Annotated in this window: 16 protein-coding genes; 9 read left to right on the top strand and 7 right to left on the bottom strand. The window is 70.5% G+C overall.

The annotated features are described in order from the left end of the window. Positions 1-39: 39 nt before the first annotated feature. The 3 genes from nadA (at position 40) to ACFQ4H_RS29825 (ending at position 3,682) form a co-directional block, all read left to right on the top strand. On the top strand, positions 40-1,209 hold the full coding sequence (gene nadA / locus ACFQ4H_RS29835; RefSeq protein WP_377577379.1) for a quinolinate synthase NadA: 1,170 nt from the start codon (positions 40-42) through the stop codon (positions 1,207-1,209). A gap of 243 nt (positions 1,210-1,452) precedes the next feature. Continuing rightward, a complete protein-coding gene (gene murA, locus ACFQ4H_RS29830; protein WP_377577376.1) occupies positions 1,453-2,808 on the top strand; it encodes a UDP-N-acetylglucosamine 1-carboxyvinyltransferase in 1,356 nt (451 codons plus the stop codon). A 262-nt stretch (positions 2,809-3,070) separates the two neighbouring features. Then, the gene (locus ACFQ4H_RS29825; protein ID WP_377577374.1) at positions 3,071-3,682 is read left to right on the top strand and encodes a DUF3043 domain-containing protein; all 612 of its coding nucleotides are present in this window, start codon (positions 3,071-3,073) and stop codon (positions 3,680-3,682) included. 55 nt (positions 3,683-3,737) lie between these two features. Here the strand turns inward: ACFQ4H_RS29825 and ACFQ4H_RS29820 are convergent, their stop codons facing one another. After that, positions 3,738-4,091, bottom strand: coding sequence for an AzlD domain-containing protein (locus ACFQ4H_RS29820; RefSeq protein WP_377577371.1), 354 nt, complete (start codon positions 4,089-4,091; stop codon positions 3,738-3,740). Further along, entirely contained in the window at positions 4,085-4,780 is a 696-nt protein-coding gene (locus ACFQ4H_RS29815) for an AzlC family ABC transporter permease (RefSeq protein WP_377577368.1), read from the bottom strand. Before ACFQ4H_RS29815 ends, ACFQ4H_RS29820 begins: the two co-directional genes overlap by 7 nt. Before the next feature lie 66 nt (positions 4,781-4,846). On the opposite strand from ACFQ4H_RS29815, the gene ACFQ4H_RS29810 reads away from it, so the two are divergent. After that, positions 4,847-5,476 carry a helix-turn-helix domain-containing protein gene (locus tag ACFQ4H_RS29810; RefSeq protein WP_377577365.1) on the top strand — a complete coding sequence of 210 codons (630 nt, stop codon included), beginning with the start codon at positions 4,847-4,849 and terminating at the stop codon, positions 5,474-5,476. Positions 5,477-5,558: 82 nt separating this feature from the next. Here ACFQ4H_RS29810 and ACFQ4H_RS29805 read toward each other — a convergent pair whose 3' ends face one another. Genes ACFQ4H_RS29805 through ACFQ4H_RS29795 form a run of 3 tightly spaced genes read right to left on the bottom strand, consistent with a single transcriptional unit; the run spans position 5,559 to position 8,240 of the window. Beyond that, positions 5,559-6,596 carry an ABC transporter ATP-binding protein gene (locus ACFQ4H_RS29805; protein ID WP_377577363.1) on the bottom strand — a complete coding sequence of 346 codons (1,038 nt, stop codon included), beginning with the start codon at positions 6,594-6,596 and terminating at the stop codon, positions 5,559-5,561. Then, positions 6,593-7,414: an ABC transporter permease gene (locus ACFQ4H_RS29800; RefSeq protein WP_377577360.1), complete on the bottom strand. Its 822-nt coding sequence runs from the start codon at positions 7,412-7,414 to the stop codon at positions 6,593-6,595. Before ACFQ4H_RS29800 ends, ACFQ4H_RS29805 begins: the two co-directional genes overlap by 4 nt. Further along, positions 7,407-8,240: an ABC transporter permease gene (locus ACFQ4H_RS29795; RefSeq protein WP_377577421.1), complete on the bottom strand. Its 834-nt coding sequence runs from the start codon at positions 8,238-8,240 to the stop codon at positions 7,407-7,409. The genes ACFQ4H_RS29800 and ACFQ4H_RS29795 overlap by 8 nt, the downstream gene beginning before the upstream one ends. A 185-nt stretch (positions 8,241-8,425) precedes the next feature. Between ACFQ4H_RS29795 and ACFQ4H_RS29790 the strand changes: the two genes are divergently transcribed. From ACFQ4H_RS29790 to lepB, 4 genes are all read left to right on the top strand, one after another. Then, positions 8,426-12,307, top strand: a complete 3,882-nt coding sequence (locus tag ACFQ4H_RS29790; RefSeq protein WP_377577357.1) for a WG repeat-containing protein — start codon at positions 8,426-8,428, stop codon at positions 12,305-12,307. Between the two features lie 60 nt (positions 12,308-12,367). Further along, positions 12,368-13,366 (top strand): aldo/keto reductase family protein, encoded by a 999-nt coding sequence (locus ACFQ4H_RS29785; RefSeq protein WP_377577354.1) that lies wholly within the window; start codon positions 12,368-12,370, stop codon positions 13,364-13,366. 133 nt (positions 13,367-13,499) lie between these two features. Beyond that, the gene (locus ACFQ4H_RS29780) at positions 13,500-13,856 is read left to right on the top strand and encodes a PadR family transcriptional regulator (RefSeq protein WP_377577351.1); all 357 of its coding nucleotides are present in this window, start codon (positions 13,500-13,502) and stop codon (positions 13,854-13,856) included. Beyond that, positions 13,853-14,563, top strand: a complete 711-nt coding sequence (gene lepB, locus ACFQ4H_RS29775) for a signal peptidase I (protein WP_377577349.1) — start codon at positions 13,853-13,855, stop codon at positions 14,561-14,563. Before ACFQ4H_RS29780 ends, lepB begins: the two co-directional genes overlap by 4 nt. Positions 14,564-14,591: 28 nt before the next feature. Here the strand turns inward: lepB and ACFQ4H_RS29770 are convergent, their stop codons facing one another. Both ACFQ4H_RS29770 and ACFQ4H_RS29765 read right to left on the bottom strand, forming a co-directional pair. After that, a complete protein-coding gene (locus tag ACFQ4H_RS29770; protein WP_377577347.1) occupies positions 14,592-15,389 on the bottom strand; it encodes a site-2 protease family protein in 798 nt (265 codons plus the stop codon). Between the two features lie 5 nt (positions 15,390-15,394). Next, the gene (locus ACFQ4H_RS29765; RefSeq protein ID WP_377577344.1) at positions 15,395-15,595 is read right to left on the bottom strand and encodes a hypothetical protein; all 201 of its coding nucleotides are present in this window, start codon (positions 15,593-15,595) and stop codon (positions 15,395-15,397) included. Positions 15,596-15,794: 199 nt separating this feature from the next. On the opposite strand from ACFQ4H_RS29765, the gene ACFQ4H_RS29760 reads away from it, so the two are divergent. Continuing rightward, positions 15,795-16,805, top strand: a 1,011-nt coding sequence (locus ACFQ4H_RS29760) for a bifunctional adenosylcobinamide kinase/adenosylcobinamide-phosphate guanylyltransferase (protein ID WP_377577341.1), incomplete at its 3' end; no start/stop codon positions are given.

Here is a 16,805-nt window from a genome sequence, read left to right as displayed (position 1 = left end):
CGGGCTGCGTCCGGCCCGACCGTGGGGGACGATGAACGGGTGACTTCGACCTGGGTAGAGCCTTCCAACACCGCCACCGCACTGCTGCTTCTGGGCCGGGGTGCCGACCCGGACACCGAGCGTGGGGTCGAGTGTCCGGGTGAGCTACCCCCGCCGAGTGACCCGGAGCTGGTCGCCCGGGCCACCGCCGCGAAGGCGAAGCTCGGCGACCGGGTGTTCGTGCTGGGGCACCACTACCAGCGGGACGAGGTGATCCAGTTCGCCGACGTGACCGGTGACTCGTTCAAGCTGGCCCGCGAGGCTGCCGCCCGTCCCGACGCGGAGTACATCGTCTTCTGCGGCGTGCACTTCATGGCCGAGAGCGCCGACATCCTGACCGGCGACGCGCAGAAGGTGGTCCTGCCGGACCTGGCCGCCGGTTGCTCGATGGCCGACATGGCGGCGCTGTCCCAGGTCGAGGCGGCCTGGGAGGTGCTGGCGGACGCCGGGGTGGTGGAGTCGACCGTCCCGGTGACGTACATGAACTCCTCGGCGGACATCAAGGGGTTCGTCGGCCGCAACGGTGGCGTGGTCTGCACCTCGTCCAACGCGAAGCGGGCCCTGACCTGGGCGTACGAGCAGGGTCAGCGGGTGCTCTTCCTGCCCGACCAGCACCTCGGCCGCAACACCGCCGTCCTGGAGATGGGCTTCGACCTCGACGACTGTGTCCTGTACGACCCGCACAAGCCGAACGGCGGCCTCACCGCGCAGCAGTTGCGGGACGCCAAGATGATCCTGTGGCGTGGGCACTGCTCGGTGCACGGCCGGTTCACCCTGGACAGCGTCAACGAGGTGCGGAGCCGGGTGCCGGGGGTCAACGTGCTGGTCCACCCGGAGTGCCGGCACGAGGTGGTCACCGCCGCCGACCGGGTCGGGTCGACCGAGTACATCATCAAGACCATCGAGGCCGCGCCGGCCGGTTCGGCCTGGGCGATCGGCACGGAGCTCAACCTCGTACGGCGGCTTGCCCTCGCCCACCCGGACAAGGAGATCATGTTCCTGGACCGGGCGGTCTGCTACTGCTCGACGATGAACCGGATCGATCTGCCGCACCTCGTCTGGGCGCTGGAGGAGTTGGCCGCCGGACGGGTGGTGAATCAGATCACTGTCGATCCGGCCACCGCACATCACGCACGGGTGGCGTTGGACCAGATGCTCGCCTTGCCGTGACCTGGAAATATTACTCTCAGTAATATTTTATGTACGGATAATCGCGATGCTCGCCGTTTCGTGCCATCCGATCCGCTCTGCCCGGGTCCCCATCCTCACCGAGCGCTATGCTGCGCGGGCGAAGCAGAGCCAGCCGCATGCCCCGCGGCCGCGCCCCGGGCAACGACCGGATTGGATCGACTGCCCGAGCTGACCCCTCTCCCCGAGCCCACGCCCGGTGATACCGATCGCTGGAGGTTTGCATTGACCAACGACGTCCTGGTCGTACATGGCGGTACTCCCCTGCACGGGCAGATCCGGGTTCGAGGCGCGAAGAATCTCGTCTCCAAGGCGATGGTCGCCGCCCTACTCGGTGATTCACCCAGCCGGCTGTACGACGTACCGCGCATTCGTGACGTCGAGGTGGTTCGGGGCCTGCTCGGGCTGCACGGAGTGAAGGTCTCCGACGGTGAGGAAGACGGCGAACTGGTCTTCGACCCGGCCAACGTGGAGAGCGCCTCGACCGACGAGATCAACGTGCATGCCGGGTCGAGCCGGATCCCGATCCTGTTCTGCGGCCCGCTGCTACACCGCCTCGGCCATGCGTTCATCCCCGACCTCGGCGGCTGCCACATCGGGCCCCGGCCGATCGACTTCCACATGCAGGCGCTGCGCGAGTTCGGCGCGGTGGTCGAGAAGCGGCCCGAGGGGCTGCACCTGACCGCCCCGAACGGCCTGCACGGCACCAAGTTCGCGCTTCCGTACCCGAGTGTGGGTGCGACCGAGCAGGTGCTGCTCACCGCGGTCATGGCCGAGGGGGTGACCGAACTACGCAATGCCGCCGTCGAGCCTGAGATCATCGACCTGATCTGCGTCCTGCAGAAGATGGGCGCGATCATCAAGGTGCACACCGACCGGGTGATCGAGATCCAGGGTGTGCCCCGGTTGAGTGGCTACACCCACCGCCCGATCCCGGACCGGATCGAGGCGGCCAGCTGGGCCGCCGCCGCCCTGGCCACCGGGGGCGACGTCGAGGTGCTCGGCGCCGAGCAGGTCGACATGATGACCTTCCTCAACGTGTTCCGCTCGGTCGGCGGGGCGTACGAGGTCGTCGACGCCCGACCGCCGCGACTCGGCTCCCCCGGCCAGGAGGGCGGCATCCGGTTCTGGCACCCGGGCGGTGAACTGCGGGCGGTCGCGCTGGAGACCGACGTACACCCGGGTTTCATGACCGACTGGCAGCAGCCCCTGGTGGTGGCACTGACCCAGGCCCGGGGCCTGTCGATCGTGCACGAGACGGTCTACGAGCAGCGGCTGGGCTACACCGAGGCGCTCAACAAGATGGGGGCCACCATCCAGGTCTACCGGGACTGCCTCGGTGGCACGCCCTGCCGCTTCGGTCGGCGCAACTTCAAGCATTCGGCGGTCATCGCCGGTCCGAGCAAGCTGCACGCCGCCGACCTGGTGATCCCCGACCTACGGGCCGGGTTCAGTCACCTGATCGCCGCGCTCGCCGCCGAAGGGACCTCCCGGGTCTACGGCGTGGACCTGATCAACCGGGGCTACGAGGACTTCGAGGCCAAGCTCTCCGCCCTCGGCGCCCACGTCGAACGTCCCTGACCACCGGCAACCCCTGATTACCGGCAACCTCCGTACCACCGGCAACCCGGGAACCACCGGCAACCTCCGTGCCACCGGGCAACCTGGGAACCACCGGCAACCTCCGTACCGCCGTACCACCGGTCGGACGACCGCCGGGTAGCCGACGGATCGACCGGTCCGACCGGCGACAACCGGTCACGACGGCGGTAACCAGTCCTGGGGTCGGCGTCTGCCGCACCGTGATGTGCAGCGGACGCCGACCGTTGGCTACCCTTCATGCGTGCCGTCGCTGTTTCGTCGCAAGTCCACCAACCTCGTCGAGGAGTCCGTCACCGAGGTGACGGACGACCAGGAGGCCGCGTCCACCCGTTCCCGGGGCTACACGCCGAGCAAGCGAGACCTTGGCCAGGAGACCCCGAAGCGCCCGGTGGTGGGGCGTCGTGGCATCTCCGAGTCCAAGGCTCCGCTCACCAAGCAGGAGGCCCGTGAACGGCGTCGGGCAGCACGCTCCCAGGCTGCCGAGGAGTTCCGCCGTGAGGGTGGTCCCCGGGACCGGGGACCGGAGCGGGGCATGGTCCGTGACCTCGTCGACTCTCGTCGTACGGTCGGCACCTGGTTCTTCGGTGGCGCGCTGATCGTGCTGATCGGTTCGGCACAGACGATGCCCGCCGAGGTCAGGCTCGCCTCCAACCTGCTGTGGGCGGCGCTGGCCATCGCCGTGGTGATCGACTCGGTGCTGATCTCCCGCAAGATCAAGAAGCTGATCCGCCAGCGGTACCCCAAGACCGACCAGCGGCTCGGCTCCCTCTACATGTACGCGATCATGCGGTCCATCACCTTCCGCCGGATGCGTGCCCCGGTCCCCCGCGTCAAGATCGGCGACGCCATCTAGCCCACCGGTTCGACGCCGGCCAGTCCGCCGGTTCGACGCCGGCGAGTCCGCCGGTTCAGGGCACCCCGAGCAGACGCAACAGCGCCGTGGTGGTGGCCGCAGCGAGGATCACCACCACGAAAGGTGCTCGTCGCCACGCCGCCACCGCCCCCACCAGCACGCCGACCGGGCGGGCGATCCCGGCGAAGGCTCCGGCCTCGGTCAGCGCCGCTGTGGCGGCGAGTGCGGCCAGCAGCGCGGCAGCGCCCATCGGCAACAGCCGGTGCAGCCATCCGGGCAGGTTGAGCCGGTCGCGCAGGACCACACCGGCCAGGCGGAAGGCGTACGTCCCGACGGCCAGCGCCAGGATCACGGCGATCAGTACGGTCGCGCCCGGGCCGAGCGAGGATTCCACCGAACCGGTCAGCATGGCTGTTGCTCCCTGTTGCGTCGGGGCAGCGCCAGCGCGGCGAGACCGGTCAGTGCCAGCAGGACCGGCAGCCCGGCCGGCAGCACCGGCGTCACCAGCACAGCTACGGCAGCGCCGACCAGTGCCACTTTCCGGGTGGCCGGATCGTCGCGTAGCGCCGGCAGCAGCAGCGCCAGCAGCCCGGCGGGAAAAGCGGCGTCCAGGCCGAACCGCGCCGGATCACCGACGCCGTTGCCGAAGAGCACGCCGAGGATCGTGCCGAGATTCCAGCTGAGGAAGAGCACGACGCCGACCGTCCAGAACGCGCGGCGGCGGGCCGGGCCGTCCGGCTGGGCCAGCGCAAATGCGGTGGCCTCGTCGGTCATCAGGTGGCTGCCGATCAGCCGGTCCCGCCAACGCTGCCCGATCGCGTCGCCGAGGGCCAACCCGAACGGCAGGTGCCGGGCGTTGAGCAGCAGTCCGGCGAAGACCGCAGCGATCGGGCTGCCGGCCGCCACCAGACCAACCGCCATGAACTGCGCGCCACCGGCGAAGACGATCGTGGAGAAGGCGATGGTGGCCCAGGCCGGTATGCCGGAAGCCACCGAGATCGCACCGAAGGAAGCCCCGACGGCCACCATGGCGACGGCGATGGCACCGACATCGCGGACCACCGTCGGCACCCGCATCGTTCGTTCTGCCGTACGCATGGTCCAGAATAATGAACGCGCCAGCCAACGTTCGTCAAGCCGAACAAGTCGACCGATGGAGCGAACATGCCTCCGGCAGCAACCCCACCGCAGCCAGCGCCCCCGGGACACGCGGCAACCCCGCCACCCACAGCGACCCCGCAGGCTGCGCAGTCGCCGGTGGCCAACCTCGCCACCGCACTACGTCGAGAACGGGAACGGGCCGGAATCTCGCTCACCGAGTTGGCCCGCCGGGCCGGAATCGCGAAGTCGACCCTCTCCCAACTGGAGAACGGAACCGGCAATCCGAGCGTGGAAACGGTCTGGGCACTCGGGGTCGCGCTCGGTGTCCCGTTCAGCCGACTGGTCGAGCCGCAGGTTCCGGCCGTACGGGTCATCCGGGCCGGTGACGGACCACGGATCCGTTCCGAACAGGCCGATTTCAGCGGGACGTTGCTCTCCCCGGGAGCGGCGCACACCCGGCGCGACATCTACCTGATCGAGGTCGAGCCCGGTGCCGAGCGGGACGCCGAGCCGCACATCCCGGGCAGCATGGAGCACCTGGTGGTGGCCGCCGGCCGGATGCGCACGGGTCCGACGACCGACCAGGTGGAACTCGGCCCCGGCGACTACGCCGTCTTCCCCGGGGACGTCCCACATCGCTACGAGGCGCTGGAGCCCGGCACCTTCGCCGTACTGGTGATGGAACACTCCTGACGCCCCCACCGCACACTCCTGACGCTCCCACCCCCCACCCTGACGGCTCCCACCCCCCACCCTGTTGATCATGAAGTTATCGTCACGAAACGCCGTCTCGGGCGACAACAACTTCATGATCAACGGGGCAGGGCGGTGGGGGTGGGGTTGGCAGGGCGGTGGGGGTGGGGGTGGTGTACAGCCGGGCCACCACGTCCTCGATGTCCGGCTCGACTACGGAGACGTCCCGCAGGGCGGCCAGACCGGACAGCCGGGCCACCACCTCCCCGGCCGTGGCCGACTCGCAGGCGAAGGCCAGCCGTCGACCATCGGACTCCGTCCGGTACAGCGGTGCCCCGGGCAGCACCGGTGGCTCCGGCAACGGCTCGTCCAGGTCGACCACGACCAGCCGGTGCGAGCCGTACCGGGCGTGCAACGCCTCGATACTGCCGTCGTGCACCACCCGACCGTGGTCGATCACCACCAGCCGCCGGCACAGTCGCTCGATGTCGGCCAGGTCGTGCGTGGTCAGCAGCAGTGTCGTGTCACCGGTCCGCCCCAGTTCGGCGAGGAACTCGCGTACCGCCCGCTTGCTCACCACGTCCAGCCCGATCGTCGGCTCGTCGAGGAACAGCACCTCGGGGCCGTGCAGCAGCGCGGCCGTCAACTCACCGCGCATCCGCTGCCCGAGCGACAGTTGCCGGACCGGGATGTCCAGGAATTCGTCCAGGTCGAGCAGCGACCGGCAGCGGCGCAGCCGGGCCGCGTGGTCAGCCGTCGGCACCCGGTAGATGTGCCGCAGCAGGTCGAACGAGTCACGCAACGGCAGATCCCACCAGAGCTGCGACCGCTGACCGAAGACCACGCCGATGCGCATCGCCAACCGGGTACGTTGGGCCACCGGCCGCAGGCCGCAGACGCGTACCTCCCCCGCCGACGGCATCAGCACGCCGGTCAGCATCTTCAGGGTCGTGGACTTACCGGCACCGTTGGGTCCGATGTAGCCGAGCATCTCGCCCCGGGCGACGGTGAGACCGACCCCGTCGACCGCGGACACCACCCGCTTCTCGCGGCGCAGCCGACCGGCACGTACCCGGACGACGAAATCCTTGCGCAGACCGTGCGCCTCGATGATGTTCATGACCCCGTACTCCGGTAGTGCCTGACACCCACCCGCCAGGCGATGGCTGCGGCGGTGGCGGCGACGACGGCGACGGCCGGCGAGACCCAACCCACCCAGCCGGGCAGGCCGAGCGGATCGGGCCGGCCGAGCAGCGCCAGCGCCGGGTAGTAGCTGACGAAGGCGAACCCCAGGCCGTACGCGAAGACCGCTCGGAACCATCCGCTGTAGACGGTGACCGGGTACGACGTGAAGTCCCGTCCCCCGTAGGTGAAGGCGGAGCCGATCTCGCCGGACTCGATCCACCAGAACGCGACCGTGGCGGAGGCCACGAAGATCGAGCCGAAGAAGACAATTCCGGCCAGTGGGGCGACGACCACCAGCACCAACCGCCCGGGTGTCCAGTCGATCTCCGCATAGGACAGAGCGCCGACCAGCACCGCCAGCCCGAACACCGACCGGGACGCCTTGCGTACCGGCACGTCCATCAGGACCAGCTGCGCCAGCGCGCCGAGCGGGCGGACCAGCACCGCGTCCAGCAGTCCGGTGCGGACGTACTGCCGGATCCGTTCGATGTTCCCGACGGTCAGGTCGGCGGTGGCGAAGGCGAAGGCCGACAGACCGACCATGACCGTCGCCTCCCGCAGGTCGAAACCGCCGAGCGTGCCGGTGACCCGGAACAGCACCAGCACCGCCAGCACGTCCAGCGCGACGACGCCCACGTTGCTGACCAGATCGATCACGAACGACGTACGGTAGGACGCCTGCGACCGCGCCTGGCCACGCAGCAGGGCGAGGTAGGGCCGTGGTGGCGCGGTCCGCGTCGTCCGGTCACCCACCCTGCACCACCAGGCGTCGTTCGGCCCGCCGTTGCGCCAGCCGACAGGCCGCGAGAATCAGCCCGGCCCAGACCAGTTGTACGGCCACCAGCCCCAACTGGGTGCCGGCAGCGTCCCGCTCGACGAGCACGTCGAGTGGCGTCTGCAGCAGACTCGGGAACGGGGTGGCCAGCCACAGTGGCAGGTAGGCCCACTCGGGCAGGAAGCGAAGCGGAAAGTAGAGACCGGCCAGCACGCCCGAGGACAGGGCCCAGAACATCATCGGGCCACGGATGTCGTGCAGCCAGAAGGCGGTCAGGTTGACCAGGTAGCGGCAACCGAAACAGATCACCACCGCCAGCGCCAGGGAGAGCGCGAACAGCGGTCCGGTGAACCACCTGGTCGGCAGGTAGACATCGAAGAATATCGGCCCGACGAGCACCGGCGGCAGGAAGCGGGTGCCCAACGCGTACGCCGCCCGGCCCAGGTCGGCGGCGAGATAGTTGGTCACCGGGTGTATCGGACGCAGCAGGTCACTGGCCACCTCGCCGGTACGGATCCGGTCAGCCAGTTCCGTCCAACCCCAGAGCAGGACCACGGCGAGCATCCCCTGCCCCACCCACACGAAGGTGGCCAACTGTGCCCCGCTGTAGCCTGCGGCGAGGCCGCTGGCTCCACTGGCCGCAGCCAGCAGGACGTAGCACCGGAGGAAACCGAAGACCGTGTTGGTGAAGGCCCCGGCAATCGTCGCTTGACGGTATGTAGAGTATCGACGATAGCCTGATCCGGTTATCGCAGCAAATGTCCGGAACCGCGCGATAACGTTTCTGTTCAGGGACAATCCCACAGTGGCGGGGAGCAAGCCCACGCCGTTACCCTCCTTCCGCGACCACCGCTGCACAGAACCGGGTGACTCTACCCGGAGCCTCCGTCTGTCCAGCGAGATTTTCTACGAGGTGACACCGCCGTGAGCCAGCGACGCGAGCCGTTCCCCCGGCCGCGACGCGCGCGCCATGAGGTGGTGGAGATCCGATGAACGACCGGTACGTCGACCGCTGGCGCGACCCTGCCGAGCCGTCCTGGGTCGTCGAGCCGACCTCGGAATGGCAGGCCCAGTTCCCCGGACAGCGCTATCCCGGCGACATCGGTCCACAACGGGCACCGCGCCGCCGGACACCGACCGCATCCGGCCGGGCCGGCGTCTACCAGTCGACCGGCCGGCCGGTCTCGCCGGCTGCGCCGTACCCGGCCCACCAGGACGACCCGGTCCGCGATCCGGCACGTCGCCCCGACGGACCACGCCACTTCGACGAGCCCCACCCCCTGCACCGTCCGGAGAACGGGCGCAGGGCCGAGCCGGACCGCCGATCCGGCAGCCGCGAACCGGTGAGGGACCCGTGGGAACGGGAGCCCCGCCGCGAACCCCGGGGCCGCGAGCCCTATCGGGACCACGACCGGGACCACGGGTACGACCGGGACCACGGGTACGACCGGGACCACGGGTACGACCGGGAGCCGCACCGGGAGCGCGAGCCGTACCGGGACCACCGGGACCACCGGGAGCACCGGGACCACCGACGGCACCCGGACGAGCAGGGCTGGTCGTCGACCGGGCGGCCGGACGGGCCCCGGGACAGGCGTTCCGACTGGCTTTCCGACGGTCCACCGGAGACCACCCAACCGCTGCCCGGCAGCCGCCGACCAGCACCGCCCGAGGAGCACACTCCGCCGGCCGGCCGGCGACGCCACGTCGACGATCGCCTGACCGGTCCGGAGCGGACCGACGGCTGGGACGGACCGCCGAACCGTGGCCGGACGTCCTACGACGAGCCCGCGCATCCGGCGGAGCCGGAGGGACGGTACGGCCGCACGCCGGCGCCGGACTGGCCGCCTCGGCCCGACCACGGCCTTCCGCCCGCCACCGGCCAACGACCCCGTCACGGTCAGCCCCTGGAACCCGACTGGCCACCGGCCCATCGACCGGCACCCGGTCGGGAACTGCCGGCGGCCCGCGACGGACGGCGCTACCCCGCTCCGGAAGCCGGGCAGAAGCCCCGTCCGCTGCCCGAACAGCCAGCCGGTCGCCCTGGTCAGCCGCCCCGACCGGATCAGCAGCCCCGGCCGGATCAGCCTGGTCGGATTCCATCCGACGGGCAGCGTCCACCGACGGTCGGGCAGCGTCCCCCCGCCGATACGTCCTCAGAGTGGCTCCACTCCGATCGACGTCCATCGCCACCGGCAACCGACGCCACGCCTCGACCCGAACCACGGCCGGCTAGCGGCGGCACCGATGAACAGCGTCCTGCGGCATCCGGCTGGCTGACACCGGCCCGTCGCCCCACGCCGCCTGAGCCACGCGTCGAATCCGAGGAGCGCCCGCGGCCACCCGTCTCCGCGCCGCCCGCTGGCCCGGGCGACCAGCCACGGCCACCGGTCTCGGCACCGCCGGCCGGTCCCGAGGACCGTCCCCGGCCGCCCATCTCCGTACCGCCCGCAGCCGGGCTGCGCCTGGAGTTCCTTCCGGCTCAGCCACCGTCCGCCGCTCGGCGGCCCACGACGGCCGGTCCGAACAGGCCCGTCCCGCCACGGTCCGAGGCAGCCGATCCCGCCCCGACCGCCACGGCACCAACCTCGGGTGCACCGGTCGACGCCACCCCCGTTTCCGACGTGCCGGCCGGACTTCCGCCGGTGTCCGCGCCACCGGCCACGCCCGTCCCGGTCTCGGCACCACCGGTTCCGATCTCCGCGCCGCCAGCGCAGATGTCGGCACCTCCGGTTCCGGTGTCGGCACCACCTGTCCCGGTGTCCGCACCACCGGTTCCGGTGTCGGCACCACCTGTCCCGGTGTCCGCACCTCCGGTTCCGGTGTCCGCACCACCTGTCCCGGTGTCTGCGCCGCCGGCCACGCCCGTTCCGGTGTCTGCGCCGCCGAGCGATGTGACGACCGCCGACACGGCCGAAGAAGCCCTGCCCGCCACCGAGCCCGTCGATTCGGCGCCGGTGTCCGCACCACCGGCCGCCTCCACGTCGTCCGAGGACGAGCAACCACCAGCCACGGCGGTGGCCGACGACTCCCCGCCGGCCACCGGGACGGCCGATGGCCCACCGGCCGCAACAACCGGGGAGCCGGAGACCACTGCCGATTCCCCGGCCGACGGGTCCGTCGACGAGGACGACATCGTCACACCATCCGCCGAGGAGCCTGCGGACACCGGGTCGGATCAGACGGCCCCGGCGACCGATGACGATACGGATGACAGTCCGGCCGAGGACGCCGAGGACTCGGTCGACGAGTCGCTGCCGGGGACGACGTCCGTCGACGAGGAACTGCCCGAGGTGTCGTCCGTCGACGAGCCGCCGGCTGAGGACGTACCAGAGGATTCCGCGACCATCGAGGCGGCGGCTGCTCCCGGCGACGCTCCGGTGTCCGCGCCCCCGGTCGCCGAGGCGAGCCCGGACACGGTGCTGCCCGGTCCGGACGGTCCGGCCGCCGGGGCGGCCACCGCTCTGCGCGCGCCGACGATGCTCGCGCCGATCGTGCAGCCGGACGAGGCCGAGGAAACAGCCCCTGCTGAGCCCGAACCGGTCACGGCGAAGGCACCGGCCGCCGATCCCGAGCAGGTGCTGGCGTCGTACGACTGGCGGTTCCACCACGAGACGCTGCGTGAGTTGGTCGAGGACCCGGACGAGCTACGGGCGATCCGGGACCGGCTGACCGAGAAGGTCGAACCGGCAACCGACAACCGGAGCCGGGCCCGGCTGCTGAGCCTGCGGGCCGTCGTCTCCCGGATCCTCGGCGACCTGGGCAAGGCACTGGCCGACGGAAAACTGGCCCTGGCCCACGCGGAGGCCACCGGCGAGTTGCGGCGCATCGCCATCGCCCAGGCCAGGCTGGCGCACGTACACCAGTGGCGGGGCGAGTTCACCGAGGCGGACCGGCTGTTCGAGGAGGCCAATTCCTCGGAACTGCCCGACCGGCTCCGGGCCACGATGCACGAACACGCCGGCCGGTCCTGCTACGACCAGGGCCGCTACATCGAGGCCTGCAACCACTTCGAACGGGCGCTGGAGCTACGCAAGGTCGAGGATCCGGATCTGATCGCGCGTACCGAACTGGCGCTGGATGCGGTGTTCGACAAGGTGGCGCAGAACGGCTGGGGTCCCTATCCCCGCACCCGGGACGAGATCCTTCAGGTACACCGCCCGCCGGTACCCAGGTTCAACGAGAAGGTGCAGCGCTGGGGCTACCTCGACCCGGACGGTCAACAGGCGGTGGCCCCCAGCTACGCCGACGCGCAGCCGTTCCGGGACGGGGTGGCCTGGGTACGCCGACCGGAGGTGCAGACCTGGGAACTCATCGACGAGACCGGTGAGCTGCTGATCGACTCCTCCTCCGGCTACCTGGGAGTCGGCTCGTTCTCCGACGGTGTGGCCTGGGTCACCCGGGACGGTACCGGCACGTGGATCGTCATCGACAAGGCCAACAAGGTGGTCGTCGCAACCGGCTACGACGACGTACGTCCGTTCCGGCGTGGGGTCGCTGCGGTCTGCCGCGACGGCGGTTGGGGAGCGATCGACAAGTCCGGCCGGGTGGTGCTGCCGACCCGCTACTCGGGCTTCAGCACGGCGCTGACCGACGGCCGTTACCTGGACGGTTTCACCGAAGAGGGACTGGCCATAGTGGAGACCGGCGGACGTAAGGGCGTGGTGGACCGCTCGGGTCGGATAGTCGTACCGCCGGCACACCCCGCGCTGGTGATCCACCCGGTGGCGTTCCTGATCGGGGACGGCACCGGCCGGTGGGGCGCACTCGACCGGCGGGGCGAGGAGCTGATCGACGTGACGCACGCCAGCCGCGCCGACGTGATGGACGAGATCGACCGGCTCCTCGCGGACACGAAACCGGTTCTCTGACCGGCCTGCCCGGGTTCGTCGGACTCGGGCTACCGCCGATACGCGAGTTAGGGTCAGGGAATGGAATTCCGACACCTAGGCCGTTCCGGCCTGCTGGTCAGCGAGATCTCGTACGGCAACTGGATCACGCACGGCTCGCAGGTCGAGGAGGAGGCCGCCGTCGCCTGCGTTCGGGCCTCCCTGGACGCCGGCATCACCACCTTCGATACCGCCGACGTCTACGCGGGCACCCGGGCAGAGGCCGTGCTCGGTCGGGCGCTGAAGGACGAGCGCCGCGAGGGCCTAGAGATCTTCACCAAGGTCTTCTGGCCGACCGGTCCCGGCCGTAACGACCGTGGCCTGTCCCGTAAGCACATCATGGAGTCGATCAACGGCTCGCTGCGCCGGCTGCAGACCGACTACGTGGACCTCTACCAGGCCCATCGGTTCGACTACTCGACTCCGTTGGAGGAGACGATGGAGGCGTTCGCCGACATCGTGCACTCCGGCAAGGCGCTCTACATCGGCGTCTCGGAGTGGCGGGCCGAGCAGATCCGCGAGGCGTACGAGCTGGCCCGTAGCCTGAAGATCCAGCTCGTCTCGAACCAGCCGCAGTACTCGATGCTCTGGCGGGTCATCGAGTCCGAGGTGGTCCCGACCAGCGAGGAACTGGGTATCGGGCAGATCGTCTGGTCGCCGATGGCGCAGGGCGTACTGACCGGAAAGTACCTGCCGGGTCAGCCGCCGCCGGCCGGCTCCCGGGCCACCGACGAGAAGTCCGGTGCGGGTTTCATCTCCCGTTGGCTGGCCGACGACGTGCTCGCCACCGTGCAACGGCTCAAGCCGCTGGCCGAGCAGGCCGGGCTGTCCATGGCCCAGCTGGCGATCGCCTGGGTGCTGCAGAACCCGAACGTGTCCTCGGCAATCATCGGGGCGTCCCGGCCCGAACAGGTCCACGACAACGTCAAGGCCGCCGGGGTGAAGCTCGACAGCGATCTGCTCAAGGCGATCGACGAGATCGTCGAGCCGATCACCGAGCGGGACCCGGCCAAGACCGAAAGTCCGGCCCAGCGCCCGTAACTCCCGACCGCCCGGACCGGACATCTCCGGTCCGGGCGTCTCCGGTCCGGGCAGCGGGTACGTCCACCCGGGGAGCACAACCAATCGGACGAGAACCCTGGGCATCGAAACTCTACATATATAGACTTCAGGCATGCCCCGAACTCCTGACACGTCCCCGCAGACTCTGCGGGTCTTCGCCGCCCTACTCGCCGATCCGCAGGCCTGGCGCTACGGCTACGACCTGAGCCGCGAGACGAAACTCGCCAGCGGCACCCTCTACCCGATCCTGATGCGCCTGGCCGATCGCGACCTGCTGGAAACCCGGTGGGAGGAGGCCGCCAAACCTGGCCGGCCGCCACGGCACACCTACCGGCTGACCGCTGACGGCGCAGCCCTGGCGCGGGAACGACTGGGAGCCGTACCCGCCCCCACCCCCGCGCCGGCCCGACGCAGCCCTCGGCCCGCCCCGCAGGGCATGACCCTCCTCCGGCCGGGAGGTGCGTCGTGACCGCGCTGACCCGGGTCGTACGCCGAAACTGCCACCGACTGCTCAGCCTGGCCGTACGGGGCAGGAGAACGTACGGAACCGACTGGGGCGAGGCGCTCCTGCGCGAATTCGCGGAGACCACCGGCACCTGGGAAGCGTTGAGCTGGACGGCCGGCGGCATCCGGACGGTGTGGCGGGAACGTCGCCACCGCCGCTCCATCCGACGCCGGGCAGCGCCGCTACCCGTCCGCGTGACCCGACGGCTGGTCACTACCGTGGCGATGACCGCGGTGGCCGGGACCGTCGTCAACCAGTTCGTGTTGACCGTCCGGTACATCCCGTCGGTCACCATGGAGCCGACCATCATGGCCACCGACCGGGTGCTGGTCGATCGACTGAGCCACCACTGGCTCGACCTTCGACACGGCGAGCTGATCATGTTGCGTCGCGACGGTGACGCCCCGACGGACTCGTTCACCGCACCGTTCCGACTGATCGGCCTGCCCGGGGACCGCATCGAGTGCGCGGGCGGACGGGTACTGCGCAACGGCAGCGTCCTCGACGAGCCGTACCTGCCCGCCGGTTCGGTCACCGACTGCGATCCGCTGACCGTTCCGGCGGCCACGGTCTACGCCCTCGGCGACGCGCGAGCGAACGCACGGGACTCCCGGGAATGGGGGCCGGTACCCGAGAATCGGGTGGTCGGGCGCATCCTGGGCCGGGCGTAGCCGGGCCGACGCGGATGATCGAGAGGCGTCAGCCCTGCCAGAAGCGGATCAGCCGCAAGCCCTCGGCGTACAGCGGCGCAGGCAACCCGATCAGGTCACCGACGGTGAACACGGTGTCGAAGAACCAGCCGCCGATCCGTGGGTTCCACAGCAGTGCGAACAGCAGGATGAAGCCGTACGGGGCCATCAGGTCGTAGCCGCGCCGCCACTGCGGCGACAGCCACGGTTGGATGATGTTGCCACCGTCGAGACCGGGCACCGGCAGCAGGTTGAGCACACTCGCGGTCAGCTGGAGGAAGGCCAGCAGGGCCAACCCGGCCCAGAACTCCCGGTGCGCGCCCACGTCGGTGGCCAGCAGCAACGGCACCACCAGCAGCAGGGCGAAGACCACGTTCGTCGCCGGGCCGGCGAGGCTGACCAGGCTGTGCCGCAGCCGCCCGGGAATCCGGTGCCGGTCGACCCAGACCGCGCCACCCGGCAGGCCGATTCCGCCCAGCAGTACGATCACCACGGGAAACACGATCGACAGCAGCGGGTGGCTGTACCTGAGCGGGTTGAGCGTGAGGTAGCCCCGGTGCGCCACCGCCCGGTCACCGGCCCGGAACGCCACCACGGCGTGGGCGTACTCGTGCAGACAGAGCGACACCAACCAGCCCGTGACCACGAACAGGAAGACGTCGAGCCGGACGTTGCCGAACCCGTTCCACGCCATCACCCCACTCGTCACGAAAAGCGCAACCAGCGCCAGGAAGATCGGACTCGGCCGGAACGCCTCCCGGGGTACGCCCAGGACCAGGCGTTCCCGGCCCGGACTGTCGTCCCCCATCCCGGTCACTCAGCCGCCGGCAGCAGGCTCATCCGATACTCCTCCCGGTCGTCCTCGAGCAGGACCACCGAGGTGACGCCGGAGGAGGCCAACTGCCGCCAGCTCTGGCCGATCCAGGACTCGGCGTCGGCCTGGCTGCCGAACGTCTCGGCCGGCCCGGTCACCAGGTCGCCGTCCGTGCCCTCGTACCGCCAGCTCCACGGCATGTCGCGTCTCCCCTCACGGTGTCCCACGTCGATCAAACCTCCGCCAGCCTAGTCCGCGCGGCGGCCCGGATCGTCATTCCGGCTCGCGTTCGGCGGGCAGCACCGGCAACGGCCGTACCTCGGGCCCCATGGCCACCCGGACAACCCCTCCGAAACACCCTCGCACCGAAAACCCTGGCGTTGGATCTAAGGTACGAGCATGTCCGTTGACGGGTGGAACACGATTCTCGTGCTCGGCGGGATCCGGTCCGGGAAGTCCGAGTACGCCGAGGCGCTGGTTGGCGACGCGTCGAGCGTCCGGTACGTAGCGACGGCGGTCGACGCCGGTCACGACGACCCGGACTGGGCGGCCCGGATCGAAAGCCACCGGGTCCGGCGGCCGGCTGGCTGGGCGACCGAGGAGACCGGCACCGACCCGGCCCGGCTGATCGAGGTGATCGCGTCCGCGAAACCGGACGAGACGCTGCTCGTCGACGATCTCGGTGGCTGGGTCACCGCCCTGCTCGACCCGGCCCGGCAGTCCGCCGACGAGGTCGCCAGGATCGACGAACTCGCCACCGCGATCCGTGGCTGCGCCGCGCGGCTGGTGCTGGTCAGCCCCGAGGTCGGGCTCTCCCTGGTGCCGGTGACGCCGCTGGGACGGGCCTTCGCCGACACCCTCGGCTCGGCCAACCGGGCTGTCGCCGGGTCGTGTGACGCGGTGGTCCTGGTGGTGGCCGGTCAGCCGGCCTGGCTCAAGCTCGAGGCCACGCCCGGCCCGACGACGACGCAGTCGGGCAGGACCGTCCCGGCCCAGGCCGCGCCCGCCCGTACCGGTGTGCCGTCCCGACCGTCGCCGGAGGTGTTCACCCCGGTCGTGCCGGCGGTGGCGGCCTCCGGTGGTCTCCGGCCAACCCCGGCACCGGCCGCCGTCGACGTGGTCTTCGAGACCGGCATGGATCTGCCCCTGCCCGACGAGGACGTACGCGAGCAGGCGCTCGCCCGGCTGGCCACCCTCGACATGCCGGGCGTCGGGCTCGGCGGTCTCAAGCAGGTCGTGGGCTTCGCCGCCGCCACCCAGGGAAGCGTGACCCCCACGGCGTGGGAGTCGGTACGCGTACTGCTGCTGCACGGCGACCACGAGGGGGGTGCCTCGGCCGGTACGACACCGGGCGAGTCGGCCCGACGGGCCGCCCAGGCCCGCGCCGGCACCGGGCCGCTGGCCGGTCTC

It is taken from the genome of Micromonospora sonneratiae (assembly GCF_042679305.1).
GTDB classification, from domain to species: Bacteria; Actinomycetota; Actinomycetes; order Mycobacteriales; family Micromonosporaceae; genus Micromonospora_H; species Micromonospora_H sonneratiae.
The sequence above is the reverse complement of the archived record's forward strand: the minus strand, read 5'-3'. Positions and strand labels throughout refer to the sequence as shown.